The organism is Streptomyces sp. NBC_01190, from assembly GCF_045039895.1.
GTDB lineage: Bacteria > Actinomycetota > Actinomycetes > Streptomycetales > Streptomycetaceae > Actinacidiphila.
The window spans coordinates 802698-817341 of record NZ_CP108580.1; the positions used below are offsets into that span (position 1 = coordinate 802698).

Consider the following 14644-nt stretch of genomic DNA (forward strand, 5'->3'; position numbering starts at 1 on the left):
CGTCAGGGGCACAAGCAGCCACATGACGGAGATCGGCCTGCCCGAGCATGTGCGCGTCTGCCTTTTCGACCTCGACGGTGTGCTCACGCCCACCGCGCTGATCCACGCCGCGGCCTGGAAGGAGATGTTCGACGAGTTTCTGCGCCGCCGGGCCGCGGCCGATTCCCAGGAGTTCCGGCCGTTCGACGCCAAGAGCGACTACGACGCCTATGTCGACGGCCGGCCGCGGGCCGACGGGGTGCGGACCTTCCTGGCCTCGCGCGACATCGAACTGCCCGAGGGCGATGAGGACGACCCGCCGGAGCGGGAGACCGTGCACGGCCTCGGCAACCGGAAGAACGACCTGGTGGTGCGGAAGATCCGCGACGAGGGCGTCAAGCCCTACCCGGGCTCGGTGCGGTACGTGGAGGCGGTACGGGCGGCCGGGCTGCGCACCGCCGTGGTGTCGTCGAGCGCCAACTGCCGGGACGTGCTGGTCGCCGCCGGTATCGAGCACCTGATGGACGTCCGGGTGGACGGACTCACCGCCAAGGAGCTGGGGCTGCGGGGCAAGCCCAAGCCGGACACCTTCCTCGAGGCGGCCCGGCAGTTGGGTGTCGGGGCCGACCACGCGGCGGTCTTCGAGGACGCCCTGGTCGGCATGGACGCCGGCCGGGAGGGCCGGTTCGGTTACGTCGTCGGAGTGGACCGGGTGGGCCAGGCGGAGGAACTCCGCAAGCACGGCGCCGACACCGTGGTAACTGATCTGGCGGAGCTCCTCGGGAGGAGGGCGTGATCAGTCACCCCGCGTACGACGTCTCACCGTGGTCGCTGCGCGAGCGCGAGCTGAACCTCGACGTGCTGCCGCAGAGCGAGTCGGTGTTCGCCCTTTCCAACGGACACATCGGCTGGCGCGGCAATCTGGACGAGGGCGAGCCCAACGGGCTGCCCGGCACCTATCTCAACGGTCTGCACGAGCTGCACCCGCTGCCGTACGGCGAGGCGGGCTACGGCTATCCGGAGTCGGGCCAGACGGTCATCAACGTCACCAACGGCAAGCTGATCCGGCTGCTGGTCGACGACGAGCCCTTCGATCTGCGGTACGGCACGATCCGCTCCCATGAGCGGGTGCTCGACCTGCGGGCCGGGGTGCTGGTCCGGGTCTGCGAGTGGGTGTCGCCGGCCGGCCGGGCGATCCGGGTCCGCTCCACCCGGCTGGTCTCCTTCCAGCAGCGCGCGGTGGCGGCCGTCTCCTACGAGGTGGAGCCGGTGGACGAGCAGGTGCGGCTGGTGCTCCAGTCGGAGCTGATCGCCAACGAGGAGCTGCCACCGGTGGCCGGCGACCCCCGGGTGGCCGCCGCGCTGGAGTCGCCGCTGCGCTCGGAGGAGAACTCAGCGGTCGGCACCCGGCTGCGGCTGGTCCATTCCACCGTCCGCAGCCAGCTCCGGGTGGCGACCGCCGCCGACCATCTGGTGGACGGTCCCCAGGGGACGACGAAGATCTCCTCGGAGTCGGGCGACGACGTGAGCCGGCTGACCGTCACCACGGTGCTCGACCCGGGGCAGCGGCTGCGGCTGGAGAAGTTCGTCGCGTACGGCTGGTCGGCGACCCGGTCGCTGCCCGCGCTGCGCGACCAGGCGGACGCGGCGCTGGTCGGGGCGCTCGACACCGGCTGGCAGGGGCTGCTCGACCAGCAGCGGGCCTACCTGGACGACTTCTGGGAGGCCGCGGACGTCGAGGTGGACGGTGACACCGAGATCCAGCAGGCGGTCAGGTTCGGCCTCTTCCACATCCTCCAGACCGGCGCCCGGGCCGAGGAGCGGGCCCTTCCCGCCAAGGGGCTGACCGGTTCCGGCTACGACGGCCACACCTTCTGGGACGCCGAGACGTTCGTGCTGCCGGTGCTGACCTTCACCTCGCCGCGGGCCGCCTCCGAGGTGCTGCGCTGGCGGTACAACACGCTGCCGGTCGCGCAGGAACGGGCCCGTCAACTGGGCCTGGCCGGCGCCGCCTTCCCCTGGCGGACCATCAACGGCGACGAGGCGTCGAGCTACTGGCCGGCCGGCACCGCGGCCTTCCACGTCAACGCCGACATCGCCGACGCGGTGGTCCGCTATGTGGCCGCGACCGGGGACGACGCCTTCGAGCGGGACATCGGTCTGGAGATCCTGGTGGAGACCGCCCGGTTGTGGCGTTCGCTCGGCCATCACGACCACGCCGGGGCCTTCCACATCGACGGGGTGACCGGACCCGACGAGTACAGCGCGATCGCCGACGACAACACGTACACCAATCTGATGGCGCAGGGGAATCTGGTGGCCGCGGCCGACGCCGCGGAGCGCCATCCGCGGCACGCGGCCACGCTCGGGGTGACCGCCGAGGAGACGGCGGCCTGGCGGGACGCGGCGGCGGCGATGACCGTGCCGTTCAACAAGGAGCTGGGGGTGCACGAGCAGTCGGCGGGCTTCACCCGGCACCAGACGTGGGACTTCGACGGCATGGACGCCGACCACTACCCGCTGCTGCTGCACTTCCCCTACTTCGACCTGTACCGCAAGCAGGTGGTGAAGCAGGCGGATCTGGTGCTGGCGATGTATCTGCGCGGCGACGCCTTCACGATGGAGGAGAAGGCCCGCAACTTCGCCTACTACGAGCCGCTCACCGTACGGGACTCCTCGCTGTCCGCGTACTGCCAGTCGGTGATCGCCGCGGAGGTCGGCCATCTCCAGCTCGCGCACGACTACCTGGGCGAGTCGGCGCTGATGGATCTGGAGGACCTGGAGAACAACTCGCGCGACGGGCTGCACATCGCCGCGCTGGCCGGCACCTGGACGGCGCTGGTGGCCGGTCTCGGCGGGATGCGGCTCTTCGACCGGGACTCGATCCGTTTCGCGCCGCGGCTGCCGGACGCGCTCAGCCGGATCGCGTTCCGGCTGATCTTCCGCGGCCGGCGGCTGCGGGTCGAGGTCACCCGCACCGCCGCCACGTACACCCTGGCCGAGGGCGAACCGCTGGAGGTCCTGCACTACGAGGAAGCGCTGTCGCTGACCACCGAACGCCCGGTGGTCCGCGATCTGCCGCCGGCCAAGCACCGCCCCGAGCCCTCCCAGCCGCCCGGCCGGGCGCCGCGGCGGCGCCACCACCCGGGGTGAGCCGCACACCACCCCGCGCACCACACCGTGAGCCTCCGCACGCCACTGGCGCATCAGAGAACACAGTTCTTTGCGGTCGCGTACGGCTTCGGCATCGTCCGCTACACCTGCCAGGGCACCGCGCCGAACACGTTCCGCTTCGACGGGGACATCAGCCATCAGGTGACCTACATCCCGGGCACGCTGCCCTGCGGCTGACCGGCGCCCCCGCCGCGTGCCCCGCACGCGGCGGGACCGGGTCCGGGCCCCCGCGGCGTGCGAGGCCGCGCCTCAGAGCCAGCCGCGCCGCTTGAAGAGGAAGTAGAGATAGGTCACGGCCGTCACCATCAGGGCGAGCACCGCCGGGTAGCCCCAGATCTGGCGCAGCTCGGGCATGTGCACGAAGTTCATTCCGTAGATGCCGGCGATCAGCGTCGGCACCGCGGCCATGGCGGCCCATGCCGAGATCTTCCGCATGTCGTCGTTCTGCCGGACGCCGACCTGGGTGAGGTGGGCGGCGAGGATGTCGGAGAGCAGCCGGTCCAGGCCGTCCCCCGCCTCGTTGGCCCGGGCCAGGTGGTCGGCGACGACCCGGAAGAACGGCTTGGTCTCGTGGCTGAGATAGGGCACCGTGCCGGCCACCAGCCGGGCCAGGGGCTCGCTCAGCGGCCCGGTCGCCCGCCGGAACTCCAGCACCTGGCGCTTGAAGGAGTAGATGACGCCGGCCACGCCCGTCTCGGCGCCGCCCGTCGGGGCGAAGACCTTCTCCTCCAGCTCCTCCAGATCGACCTGGAGCTCGGAGGCGATGTCCAGATACGCGTCCACCACCGCGTCCAGCAACGCGTATAGCACCGCGACGGGGCCGCGCCCCAGCACCTTGGGGTCGTGCTCCAGCCGGCCGCGCACCTGCGCGGGGATCCGGGAGCTGCCGTGCCGGACGGTGACCACGAAGGACTCGCCGATGAAGACCATCAGCTCGCTCGCCTCGATCCGGGCCCGGGCGTCGTCGTAGGTCAACGGCCGGACGACGGTGAAGAGGCTGCCGGTGTAGACCTCCATCTTGGGCCGCTGATGCGCCTTCAGGGAGTCCTCGACCGCGAGCGGGTGCAGCCCGAACTCCGAGGTGACCTGGTCGAACTCCTCGGCCGTCGGCTCGCTCATGCCGACCCAGATGAACGCGTCGTCCGAGGAGGCCCGGCATTGCGCCAGCGCGTCGGAGAGGTCACCGGGGGTCTCCGCGCGCCGGCCCTTCCGATAGATGGCGCTGTCCACGATCACGTGCTGATCCTTTCCGCGTAGGCGCGCGGCCGTACCAGGTCGTACCGGAACGCCGGACCGGCGGTTCCGGGGGGCGGGGGGCTGGGGGCCGAGAGCAGGCGGCCGGGAATCAAAGGGGGGTCGGTCGGGGGGCCATCGGAGCCATGGGGAGCCAGGAGCGGTCCGAGGAGCCGGTGCGGGCCCGGCCGGTCAGCCGGCCGGTGGGCCGCCCGTCTCCTGACCGGGCAGGGCGGCGGCTTTCGGCTGCTGGGCGGTCTTGGCCAGAGCCGCCCGGGTCCTGGTGTGCTCGACGTTGAAATGGGCGCCGATCAGCAGCGCCAGGTTGGAGAACCACAGCCAGACCAGGAACACCACGGTCCCGGCGAGCGGCCCGTACAGCCGGTTGTACGTACCCAGGCGTGAAGTGTACTGGGCGAACCCGGCGGACGCGGCGAGCCACAGCACCACCGCGAGGGCGCCGCCCGGCGCGAGCGAGCGCAGTGTCCTGCTCCCCCGCGGGCCGGAGCGGAAGAGGACGAAGACCAGTACGGACGCGACCACCAGCAGCAGCGGCCAGCGCAGCCCGCGCCAGGCGGCGAGCGTCGCCCCGTCCATGTCCAGCAGCGCGCCGGTCCGCCGGGCCAGCGCGCCGGTCGCCACCAGGCACCCGGCACTGGCCACCAGCAGCACCAGCAGGGTCAGCGAGGTGATGAGGATGCGGGGCACGGTGCGCCAGGCCGGGCGCCGGTCGACGACGCCGTGCATGATGTGCAGCGAGCGCCGGAAGACGCTGGCGTAGGCGCACGCCGACCAGAGCGCGCCCGCGCCGCCGCCGACCGAGAGGGAGAGGCTGGCCGACTTGTCGTGGGCCATGTCCAGCAGCGCGGCGGCGACCACCGGACGTGACTCGGCGGGCAGCAGCGTGGTGATACCGGCCGACAGGCTGCTGTCCGAGGCGCCGCCCGCCAGCCCCACCAGCGAGACGGTCATCAGCAGCGCCGGGAAGATCGCGAGCACCGCGTAGTACGTCAGGGCGGCGGCGCGCTCGGTGGCGTCCTTGTCCCAGGCGGCGGCGACGGTACGGCCCAGGGTGCCGGCGAAGCGCCACAGGGCGGTGAGCGCCCGCACCCCGCGGCCGCGGCGCCGGCCGTGCTCGCCGCGCGCGCCGCGATCGGACGCGTGTCTGCGTCCCGTGCCGGACGCCGCGCTCTCCCCTGTCGCCACCCTCGATCCTCCCGCCGGTCCGGCCACCGCTCGTGGGGCTGTCGCCGCCCCGGCTCCTGCCGTCTCTATGCCCGCGCGCCGCGCTTTCATGGCACTTCACGGCACCTGTTCCCGTCGCCGCGGGGCCGGATTGCCCGGGTGCCGGGCGGGAAGGCGGTGCGTCAGAAACCGACCTCGTCCCGACTGAGGAGGACGCGCGATGTCCGAGAGAACCGATCCCTCACTACCCGTGCCCGAGCCGCGCTGGAACGAGGCGTCAGGCCCGCAGTGGGGCCAGTCCCCACAACCGGTCCAGCAGCCCGCCGCGGCCGAACTCCGTGGCGCCAGGACCGGAATGCTGCTGCTCCTCGGTGCCGTGGTGATCGTAGCCGTTGTCGTGCTGATCGCGGCCCTGATGCGGAGTTGAGCGGCGCCGGTCGAGCGGCCGATCGAGTGGCCGGTCGAGGAGGCGCCGAGCGGGTCTCAGCGCCCGCCCGGCCCGGGAGCCGTCCCCGGGCCATTTTCGGCCGGCATCCCTGAGCCCGTTCCGCCGGCGGCCGGCCCTGAGCCCGTTCCGGCGGGCGCCTTCGCGCCGGAGCGGCCCGCCGCCTCGGCGAGGATCGCCGCCAGGCGGTCCCGGGCGGCCGGCGCCAGATCGGCCTCGCCCAGCCGGGCCGCGCAGACCGCCGTCAGCCGGTCGATCCGCGCCTCGACGAAGGCCACCGCGCCGGTGGCGACGAGCGCCTCCCGGACCCGGTCGAGTCCGCCCGGGGACAGGTCGCGGTCGCCCACCGCGTCATCGAGGACGCGCCGGGCCGCCGGATCCCGTTCCGCGCGTCTTCGCGCGATGGTCACCAGATAGGTGACCTTCCCCTGGCGGATGTCGTCACCGGTCGGTTTGCCGGTGAGCCGCGGATCGCCGAAGACGCCGAGCAGGTCGTCGCGGAGCTGGAAGGCGAGGCCCGCGCAGCGCCCGGCGTCCCGCAGCCCTCGCCGGGTCGCCGGACCGGCTCCGGCGAGGGCGGCGCCGAGGCCGAGCGGGCGCTCCACCGAGTAGCGGGCGCTCTTGAGGCCCGCGGTGCGCATGGCCGTCGCCGGGGAGCGGGAGCCGGTGGCCTGGCCGTAGAGGTCGAGATACTGCCCTGCCACCATCTCGGTGCGCATCGCCCGCCACACCGGTCGCAGCCGGTCCCGCTCGGCGGGCGTCAGCTCCGCGTCGGCGATCAGGTCGTCGGCCCAGGCGAGAGCGAGATCACCGAGCAGCACCGCCGCGGACCAGCCGAAGGGGGCGGGTCCCGCGGCGCTCGGCGGTTCGGGCGCGTCGGCGAGTTCCGGCAGTCCTGCCAGGTCGATGTGGACGGCGGGCCGGCCGCGCCGGATCGGTGAGCCGTCCATCACGTCGTCGTGCGCGAGCGCGCAGCACTGCACGAGTTCGAGCGAGACGGCGACATCGAGCACGGCCCGCGCCGCCGCGGTGCCGCCGTGCCCGCCGCAGGCCCGCCACCCCCACCACACCAGCGCGGAGCGGCGGCGGGCGCCGCCGGCGAGGGCGAAGCCGGTGAGTCGGCGCACGATGTGCTCGGCGAAGACCGGGTCGATCGCGAACGCCGCCGCGCCGCGGTCCCGGAGAACCGCCCGCAGCGTCCGGTCCACCGCGGCCCGTACATCCGTGTCGGTCTCTTCGACCGTGTCGGTCTCTTCGACGGACGGGTCGGCGGCCGGACCGCGCCGGGTGGGCGGATCGGGCTGCTCGGCCGGCCCGGACCCGGCTGTCGCGTCGCGGGCCGGCGTCGCGTCACGACCGGGCGCCGCCGGGCCGCGGCCGGACGAAGGCGCGTCGCGGGACCGTTCGCCGCCGGCCCTGGGCCGGCCGTGCTCATGGTCTCCGGCGCTCACCTGTCTTCCTGGTGGGGCCGTACGGAGGCGATGACCCGGTCCGGGGTGAGCGGGAGCCGGTGGAAGCGGGTGCCGGTGGCGTGGTGGACCGCGTTGGCGATCGCCGCCGCCGAGCCGACGATGCCGATCTCGCCGATGCCCTTGCTCCCCATCGGGTTGAGGTGTCCGTCCGTCTCGTCGATCCAGTACGCCTGGAGGTCCGTCACATCGGCGCAGGCCGGCACATGGTAGGACGCCAGATCACGTTCGGCCCAGTCGCCGAAGGCCGGGTCCATGGTGCTGCCTTCGAGCAGCGCCATCCCCAGGCCCATCGTCATACCGCCGAGCAGTTGGGAGCGGCCGGTGCGCGGATTGAGCACGTGTCCGGCGGCGAACACCCCCAGCATCCGCCGGACCCGGACCTCGCCGGTGACCGTGTCGACCTGCACCTCGGCGAAGTGCGCGCCGAAGGCGTGCCGGGCGTACGGCGACTCGGCCGACGCCTCCCGCTCGGAGTCGGCGCTCGCGCTCACCGCGCCGGGCACCGGCCGGCCGCCGTGCTCGCGCAGCCGGGCGGCCAGCGCCGTACACGCCTTGTGCACCGCGGTGCCCCAGGAGGCGGTGCCGGAGGAGCCGCCGGCGACCGAGCCCGCGGGCAGCCGGCTGTCGCCGATGTCGAGCCGTACCCGGTCGAGCGGCGCGCCCAGCGCGGCGGCGGCGATCTGGGCGAGCACGGTCCGCGCGCCGGTGCCGATGTCGGTGGCGTTGACCCGGACGGTGTAGGTGCCGCCGGGTTCGGCCGCCGCGGTGGCGTACGAGGGGGACATCAGGACGGGGTAGGTGGCCGAGGCGACCCCGGTGCCGAGCAGCAGGTCGCCCTCGCGGCGGACGCCGGGCCGCGGATCGCGCGGCTGCCAGCCGAAGCGCTCGGCCCCTTCCCGCAGGCACTCGGCGAGATGGCGGCTGCTGAACGGCCGGCCGGTGTCCGGTTCGGTGGCGGGGTCGTTGCGCAGCCGCAGCTCGACGGGGTCGAGGCCGCCGGCGCAGGCGAGTTCGTCCATCGCGGACTCCAGCGCGTACATGCCGGACGCTTCGCCGGGGGCCCGCATCCAGGACGGGGTCGGCACGTCGAGGGCGGTGACCCGGTGCACGGTCCGGCTGTGCGGCGAGGTGTACATCACCCGGGCGGGGACGGCCGCCTGCTCCACGAACTCCTTGACGGTGGAGGTCTGGGTGACGATCTCGTGGGCGAGCGCGGTGATCCGGCCCTCGCGGTCGGCGCCGATCCGCACCCGCTGCACGGTGGGTGACCGGTGCCCGGTGATGGCGGGCAACTGGCGCCTGGGCAGGACGAGTTTGACCGGCCGGCCGGTGCGCAGGGCGGCCATGGTGGCCAGTACCGGGGTCGGCCGCGGGGTGCCCTTGGCGCCGAAGCCGCCGCCGACGTGCTCGGAGAGGACCGTGACGCGCTCCCGGTCCAGGCCGAAGAGCGTGGCGAGGGCGTTCCTGACGGCGGTGGAGCCCTGGCTGGAGTCGTGCACGGTGAGCCGGTCGCCGTCCCAGTGGGCGATGGCGGCGTGCGGCTCCATCGGATGGTTGTGCAGTCCGGTCAGGGTGTAGGTGGTGTCGAGCCGGACCTCGGCGGCGGCGAACCCGGCGTCGAAGTCGCCGCGTTCGCGGACCGCGGGGTGGCCGCCGTTGGCCAGCTCCGGGGTGTAGAGGCCCGGGTGGTCGGGGCGCAGCACCGCGTCGTGCGGTTCCACCGCGTAGTCCACCCGCACGGCCGCGGCGGCCTCGCGGGCGGCTTCGAACGAGTCGGCGACGACGAGGGCCACATACCAGCCGCGGTGGGGCACCCGGTCGTGCTGGAGCAGCAGATCGAGAGTGGGGTCGCCGGCCGGGTGCAGCCGGGGCGCGTCGTCGTGGGCGAGTACGGTCAGCGCGCCGGGGACGGCGAGGGCGTCGTCGCGGTGCACCGCGGTGACCCGGCCGCGGGCGATCGCGGCCGGTACCGCCCAGGCGTAGGCGCAGCCGTCCGGGGTGTACTCGGCGGCGTAACGGGCGGCGCCGGTGACCTTCTCCCGGCCTTCGCGGCGGGCGGCCGCGGCGCCCAGGGGGGAGCGCTGCGGGGGCCGGCCGGCGGCTCGCGGGCTGGCCTCTCGGGGATCGGCGCGGTGGCTCATGCCGGGCCGTCCGCTCCGGGCGCGCCGCGCTCCCCGGACTCAGACCCGGCCTCAGACTCGGCTTCGGCATCGGCATCGGCTTCGGCATCGGCATCGGCATCGGCATGGGCTTCGGCGAGTCCGGCCAACACGCTCACCGCCAGGCGCCGGGCGAGCGGCACCTTGAAGGCGTTGTCCCGCAACGGGCGGGCCTGGTCGAGTTCGGCGTCCGCGGCGCGCCGGAAGGTCTCCCGGGTGGCGGGCGCGCCCCGCAGCACCGCCTCGGCCGCGTAGGCCCGCCAGGGCCGGTGGGCGACCCCGCCGAAGGCGAGCGCCGCGTCCCGTACCCGGCCGTCGTGGAGGTCGAGCACCGCGGCGACGGAGACCAGCGCGAAGGCGTACGAGGCGCGGTCGCGGGCCTTGCGGTAGGTGGACCGGCCGACCGGTGGCGGGAGTTCGACGGCGGTGATCAGCTCGCCGGGGCGGAGCACCGTGTCCCGGTCGGGACGGGCGCCGGGCAGCCGGTGGAAGTCGGTGACGGCCACCCGCCGGCCGCCGTCGGGGCCGAGCAGGATCACGGTCGCGTCGAGCGCGGCGAGCGCCACCGCCATGTCGGAGGGGTGGGTCGCGACGCACCCCTCGGAGTGTCCGAGCACCGCAAGATCGCGGTGCACCCCGTCGCGGGCGGGGCAGCCGGAGCCGGGCAGCCGCTTGTTGCAGGGCTTGTCGGTGTCCTGGAAGTACAGGCAGCGGGTGCGCTGGAGGAGGTTGCCGCCGGTGGTCGCGACATTGCGGAGTTGCCCGGAGGCGCCGGCGAGCACCGCCCGGGAGAGCGCCGGGTAGCGGCCGCGCACGGCGGGGTGGGCGGCCAGGTCGCTGTTGCGCACGGCGGCGCCGACGCTCAGGCCGCCGTCCGGGGTCGGTTCGATCCGGTCGAGCGGCAGCCGGCTGACGTCGATCAGGGTGCCGGGGGTCTCCACGCCGAGCTTCATCAGGTCGACGAGGTTGGTGCCGCCGCCGAGATAGCGGGCGCGTTCGTGGGCCCCGAACGCCGAGACGGCCTCGGCGGGGGTGGCGGCCCGGACGTAGCCGAAGGGTTTCACGGCGTGCCGCCTTCCGTGGCGGCCGCGGCGTCGGTGACCGCCGCCACGATGTTGACGTAGGCGCCGCACCGGCAGAGGTTGCCGCTCATCCGTTCCCGGATCTCGGTGGGTCCCAGCTCGGGTCGTGCGCCGTCGGGGGTGACGTGGGACGGGTGGCCCGCGGCGGCCTCGCCGACCGCTCCGATCGCGGAGCAGAGCTGGCCCGCGGTGCAGTAGCCGCACTGGAAGGCGTCCCTGGCCAGGAAGGCCGTCTGCATCGGATGCAGGCCGGCGCCGTCGGCGAGGCCCTCCACGGTGGTGATCCGGGCGCCGTCGTGGGCGACGGCGAGCAGCAAGCAGCTATTGGCGCGCCGTCCGTCCACCAGCACCGTGCAGGCGCCGCACTGCCCGTGGTCGCACCCCTTCTTCGCGCCGGTGAGCCCCAGGTGCTCCCGCAGCGCGTCCAGCACGGTGGTCCGGTGATCCAGTGTGAGCGCCCGGTCGACCCCGTTGACCCGCAGCGTGAGGCTCGCCCGCGTCGCCCGATGCGTCGAGTCCACGCCGTCACACCCTTTCTCGCGTTCTCGCGTTCTCGCGTTCTCGCCGCTTGCCGACCCGCCCGCCACGCCCGCCACGCCGACCGCACCCCCTCCCAACACCCTCCCCCCCACCCTCCCCCGTCCCGCCACCCCCGGCCCCCTCACCACCTCCAACCGAGTGACCCACCCACCTGTTGAACTCTCCACCAACTCCACGAAGGGGCCGGCAGCCGGCCACTCGAGCTGGACCCCGTCAGGCGGTGGGGAAGGACTTGCGCCCTTGTGAAAAGGGAAAGCCCATGCGTGGGAACGTTCATGAGTTCGATCGAGTTGCCGCTCTTCAGGGTGAATCCGGACAAGTGGGTAGGCGTGAGCCATGACGGATTACAGAGCCCTGCACCTGATACGTGATCTGCCGCCTCTCGTGGAGGCTCCGGTCCTGCCCGGAGAGGGCGGCCCCCGGCCGCAGCGGCCTCCGGCGAAGTCCGCGGGGGCCGCGCGGCCCGCCCGGCGGACGGCCGAGGACCGGGTAGGAAAAGACCGCACCTGAACCGCCCGCCGGAACCGTGCCGACGGCGTACGCCTTGCGGTGACGCCCGGCCGCCGGAAGTCAGTCCGGCCGCGGCGCCGGCGGACGGCGGGTCGTGGTCCAGGTGGTCAACTGGTCCGCGGTCCAGGTGGTGATGATCCGCTCCGCCGGGATCGCGGCCTCCTCGGCGCGGGCGCAACCGTGGATCTGCCAGTCGAGCTGGCCCGGCGCGTGGGCGTCGCTGTCGACGCTGAAGAGCGCGCCGGCGTCCCGGGCCACGGCCAGCAGCCGCCTTGGCGGGTCGAGCCGCTCCGGGCGGCTGTTGATCTCGACGGCCGTGCCGCCCGCCACGCACGCCGCGAAGACCTCCGCCGCGTCGAACTCCGACTCCGGCCGCCGCTTGTCGCCGAGCAGCCGCCCGGTGCAGTGGCCGAGCACGTCCACCAGCGGATTGCCGGCCGCGGCGACCAGCCGCCGGGTGAACCGCGGCGCCGCCATCCGCAGTTCCGAGTGGACGGAGGCCACCACCAGGTCCAGCCGGTCGAGCAGCTCGTCCTCCTGGTCGAGCGAGCCGTCCGGCAGGATGTCGCACTCGATGCCGGTGAGCAGCCGGAACGGCGCAATCTCGGGCCGCAGTTCGTCGATCACGTCGAGCTGGCGGCGCAACCGGTCGGCGGTCAGCCCACGGGCGACCGTCAGCCGCGGGCTGTGGTCGGTGAGCACCGCCCACGCGTGGCCGAGATCGCGGGCCGCGCGCGCCATCACCGCGATGGGGCTGCCGCCGTCCGACCAGTCGGAGTGCAGATGGCAGTCGCCGCGCAGCGCGGCCCGCAGCGCCGTGCCGCCCTCGGTGAGCGGGGTACGGGCCCGCTCCTCCAGCGCGGCCAGATATTCGGGGGTACGGCCGGCGCCGGCCTGGGCGATCACCTGGCCGGTCCGCTCGCCGATCCCCTTGATGTCGGTGAAGCGACCGGCGGCGATACGCTGCCGCAGTTCCCCCGGGCTCAGCGCGGCCAGCGCCGCGGCCGCGTTGCGGAAGGCCCGGACCCGGTAGGTGGGGGCGGCGGCGCGTTCCAGCAGGAACGCGATCCGTTCCAGCGCCTCGATCGGTTCCATGGTGAGCGCCATTCCCGCCCACGGGCCGGGCTAACGGCCGATGAGCCCCTGTCACCCGTCTGTCAGCCGTCTGTCAGCCGTCGCGGCCGGCCGCGGCGGGGTCCGTCAGACCCGGGGGACCTTCAGCGCGTCCCAGGTCTCCTTGCCGGGCGGCCACTTCAGGGCGGCCCCGCTCCAGCCTTTGCCGTGGTCGGCGTTGTACTTGCGCTGCCACGCCTCGTACGACGCCACGTCCCCCGCGCCGATCACGTCCTTGTTGGCGGAGCTGGTGTAACGGTCGCAGCCGACGGCCACCAGCCGGTTGTGCAGGGCGGCGACGATCGGCGAACGGCGGCCGACGGTGAACCAGGCGGCGCCGGGGAACGGCTCATAGGAGGGGGCGGGCGGCTTCGGCGGGGTGCCCTTGGCCGCCCACGTCTGGAGCGCCGCCTTGCTCGCGAAGTTCGCCACGTCGCGGTCGATGCCGCCGCTGTCGCTGTACTGGTGGAAGAGCCAGGCGTGTTGGACCTGCGGGTGGCCGGCCGGGGAGCTCGGGTCGGCGATCCACAGCCCGTCACCGCAGAAGGAGGTCTTGTCGCGGTTGAGCCAGAAGTCGCGATTGCAGTAGAGCACCACCCGGTGGCTGGGGGCCGCCTGCTGCGCCCGCTTGATCCAGGTGTCCTTGTCCTCGTCGGGCACCCCGGTGTCCTCCCAGTCCAGCGCGAGTATGTCGCCGGCCGCCGGGGCGGCGTGCTGGAGGAAGTAGCTGACCTGGGCGCTCATCGAGCCGGGCTTGGCGTAGTGGTAGTGGCCCACGACCAGGCCGTGGGCCCGGCCGGTGGCGACCTGTCCGGTGTGTTTGGGGTTGATGTAGCCGGTGCCCTCGGTGGCCTTGACGATCACAAAACCTAAGCCGGAGGTGGCATACGCGGTGTCCTGGTACGAGGCGACGTCGATTCCGTTGACGGTCATGTGCGGTCCTTCGGTTGTGCGGGCGCGCGGCCGGCCGGTCGTGGATTCAGTGCACGGCGCTGACGTCGAAGGTGCCACCGCAGACGATGGGGCTGTGGGTGGCCAGCGTCATGGACTCGGTGGACCCGGGAGGATACACCTTCAAATAGGTGGGTTCGGTCCAGCAACTGTTCCCCTTTATTCCTTTGTTGAGGGTGTGCAGATCGGCCTGGACGGTCCGACCGGCCGGGATACGGAGGGCCTTGGCGGCCGTCCCCTGGCGGTTCGCGGGCTTGCCGATCACACTGCCGTCCCCCCGGATGAGTGAGACGCCGGGGAAACCGCCCAGGACGCAGGGCTTGCGCGTGGTGTTGGTGAACTCCAGCGGGAAATAGATGTTCCCCGCACCCGGGTCGCCCCGGCCCAGCCGCATCTTCAGACCGGTCACGGTGCACCGCGAGGTGGCGGGCGCGGCTGCCTCGCTGGTCTGCGCGCCGGGCGCGCCGGTGGTGGCCGGCGGCCCCGAAGTGGCGCTCGGCGCCGGGTTGCCCGCCGCCGGGGTCCCGGCGGAAGGGTTGGCCGGCGCGGTCGACGGCACGGCGGGTGCGCCCGGCGCGGTGGGGGTGGCGGAAGCGGTGGTTCCCGGTGCGGCCGGATCACTGGACGAGGCGTCGCCGCTTCCGCCCGTACCGCAGCCGGCCGCGCCGAGGGCCAGTACGGCCACCGCCGACGCGGCGAGCGAGAACGCCCGGCGGCGTACGAGGGTGGTGGGTGCGGATGACGTATTCCCGGTCAGGTGTTCTGGCGTAGTAGGCATACCCTCCAGGTGCTCCGTGGCGC

At 73.6% G+C, this 14644-nt stretch carries 13 protein-coding genes; 4 read left to right on the forward strand and 9 right to left on the reverse strand.

The annotated features are described in order from the left end of the window. Positions 1-22 precede the first annotated feature (22 nt). The 3 genes from OG519_RS03450 to OG519_RS03460 are packed head-to-tail and all read left to right on the forward strand — an operon-like array spanning position 23 to position 3330. Entirely contained in the window at positions 23-775 is a 753-nt protein-coding gene (locus OG519_RS03450; protein WP_405578462.1) for a beta-phosphoglucomutase family hydrolase, read from the forward strand. Then, positions 772-3132: a glycoside hydrolase family 65 protein gene (locus OG519_RS03455; RefSeq protein WP_405578464.1), complete on the forward strand. Its 2361-nt coding sequence runs from the start codon at positions 772-774 to the stop codon at positions 3130-3132. Before OG519_RS03450 ends, OG519_RS03455 begins: the two co-directional genes overlap by 4 nt. Positions 3133-3159: 27 nt before the next feature. Then, the gene (locus OG519_RS03460) at positions 3160-3330 is read left to right on the forward strand and encodes a hypothetical protein (protein WP_405578467.1); all 171 of its coding nucleotides are present in this window, start codon (positions 3160-3162) and stop codon (positions 3328-3330) included. Positions 3331-3402: 72 nt separating this feature from the next. On the opposite strand, the gene OG519_RS03465 is transcribed toward OG519_RS03460, so the two are convergent. Both OG519_RS03465 and OG519_RS03470 read right to left on the reverse strand, forming a co-directional pair. Continuing rightward, the gene (locus OG519_RS03465; RefSeq protein WP_405578469.1) at positions 3403-4389 is read right to left on the reverse strand and encodes a magnesium and cobalt transport protein CorA; all 987 of its coding nucleotides are present in this window, start codon (positions 4387-4389) and stop codon (positions 3403-3405) included. Between the two features lie 189 nt (positions 4390-4578). Beyond that, a complete protein-coding gene (locus OG519_RS03470) occupies positions 4579-5592 on the reverse strand; it encodes a YihY/virulence factor BrkB family protein (protein WP_405578472.1) in 1014 nt (337 codons plus the stop codon). 199 nt (positions 5593-5791) lie between these two features. On the opposite strand from OG519_RS03470, the gene OG519_RS03475 reads away from it, so the two are divergent. Further along, complete coding sequence (locus OG519_RS03475) at positions 5792-5998, forward strand: hypothetical protein (protein WP_405578475.1); 207 nt, start codon at positions 5792-5794, stop codon at positions 5996-5998. Between the two features lie 56 nt (positions 5999-6054). Here the strand turns inward: OG519_RS03475 and OG519_RS03480 are convergent, their stop codons facing one another. From OG519_RS03480 to OG519_RS03510, 7 genes are all read right to left on the reverse strand, one after another. Further along, positions 6055-7467 (reverse strand): polyprenyl synthetase family protein, encoded by a 1413-nt coding sequence (locus OG519_RS03480; RefSeq protein WP_405578478.1) that lies wholly within the window; start codon positions 7465-7467, stop codon positions 6055-6057. Continuing rightward, positions 7464-9629, reverse strand: coding sequence for a xanthine dehydrogenase family protein molybdopterin-binding subunit (locus OG519_RS03485; protein WP_405578481.1), 2166 nt, complete (start codon positions 9627-9629; stop codon positions 7464-7466). The genes OG519_RS03480 and OG519_RS03485 overlap by 4 nt, the downstream gene beginning before the upstream one ends. Beyond that, the gene (locus tag OG519_RS03490; protein ID WP_405578483.1) at positions 9626-10711 is read right to left on the reverse strand and encodes an FAD binding domain-containing protein; all 1086 of its coding nucleotides are present in this window, start codon (positions 10709-10711) and stop codon (positions 9626-9628) included. Before OG519_RS03490 ends, OG519_RS03485 begins: the two co-directional genes overlap by 4 nt. Then, on the reverse strand, positions 10708-11250 hold the full coding sequence (locus tag OG519_RS03495) for a 2Fe-2S iron-sulfur cluster-binding protein (RefSeq protein WP_405578486.1): 543 nt from the start codon (positions 11248-11250) through the stop codon (positions 10708-10710). The genes OG519_RS03490 and OG519_RS03495 overlap by 4 nt, the downstream gene beginning before the upstream one ends. A gap of 589 nt (positions 11251-11839) precedes the next feature. Then, positions 11840-12874 carry a PHP domain-containing protein gene (locus OG519_RS03500; protein ID WP_405578489.1) on the reverse strand — a complete coding sequence of 345 codons (1035 nt, stop codon included), beginning with the start codon at positions 12872-12874 and terminating at the stop codon, positions 11840-11842. Between the two features lie 105 nt (positions 12875-12979). Continuing rightward, complete coding sequence (locus OG519_RS03505) at positions 12980-13825, reverse strand: GH25 family lysozyme (RefSeq protein WP_405578492.1); 846 nt, start codon at positions 13823-13825, stop codon at positions 12980-12982. A 46-nt stretch (positions 13826-13871) separates the two neighbouring features. Beyond that, complete coding sequence (locus OG519_RS03510) at positions 13872-14621, reverse strand: DUF4232 domain-containing protein (RefSeq protein WP_405578494.1); 750 nt, start codon at positions 14619-14621, stop codon at positions 13872-13874. Positions 14622-14644 lie beyond the last annotated feature (23 nt).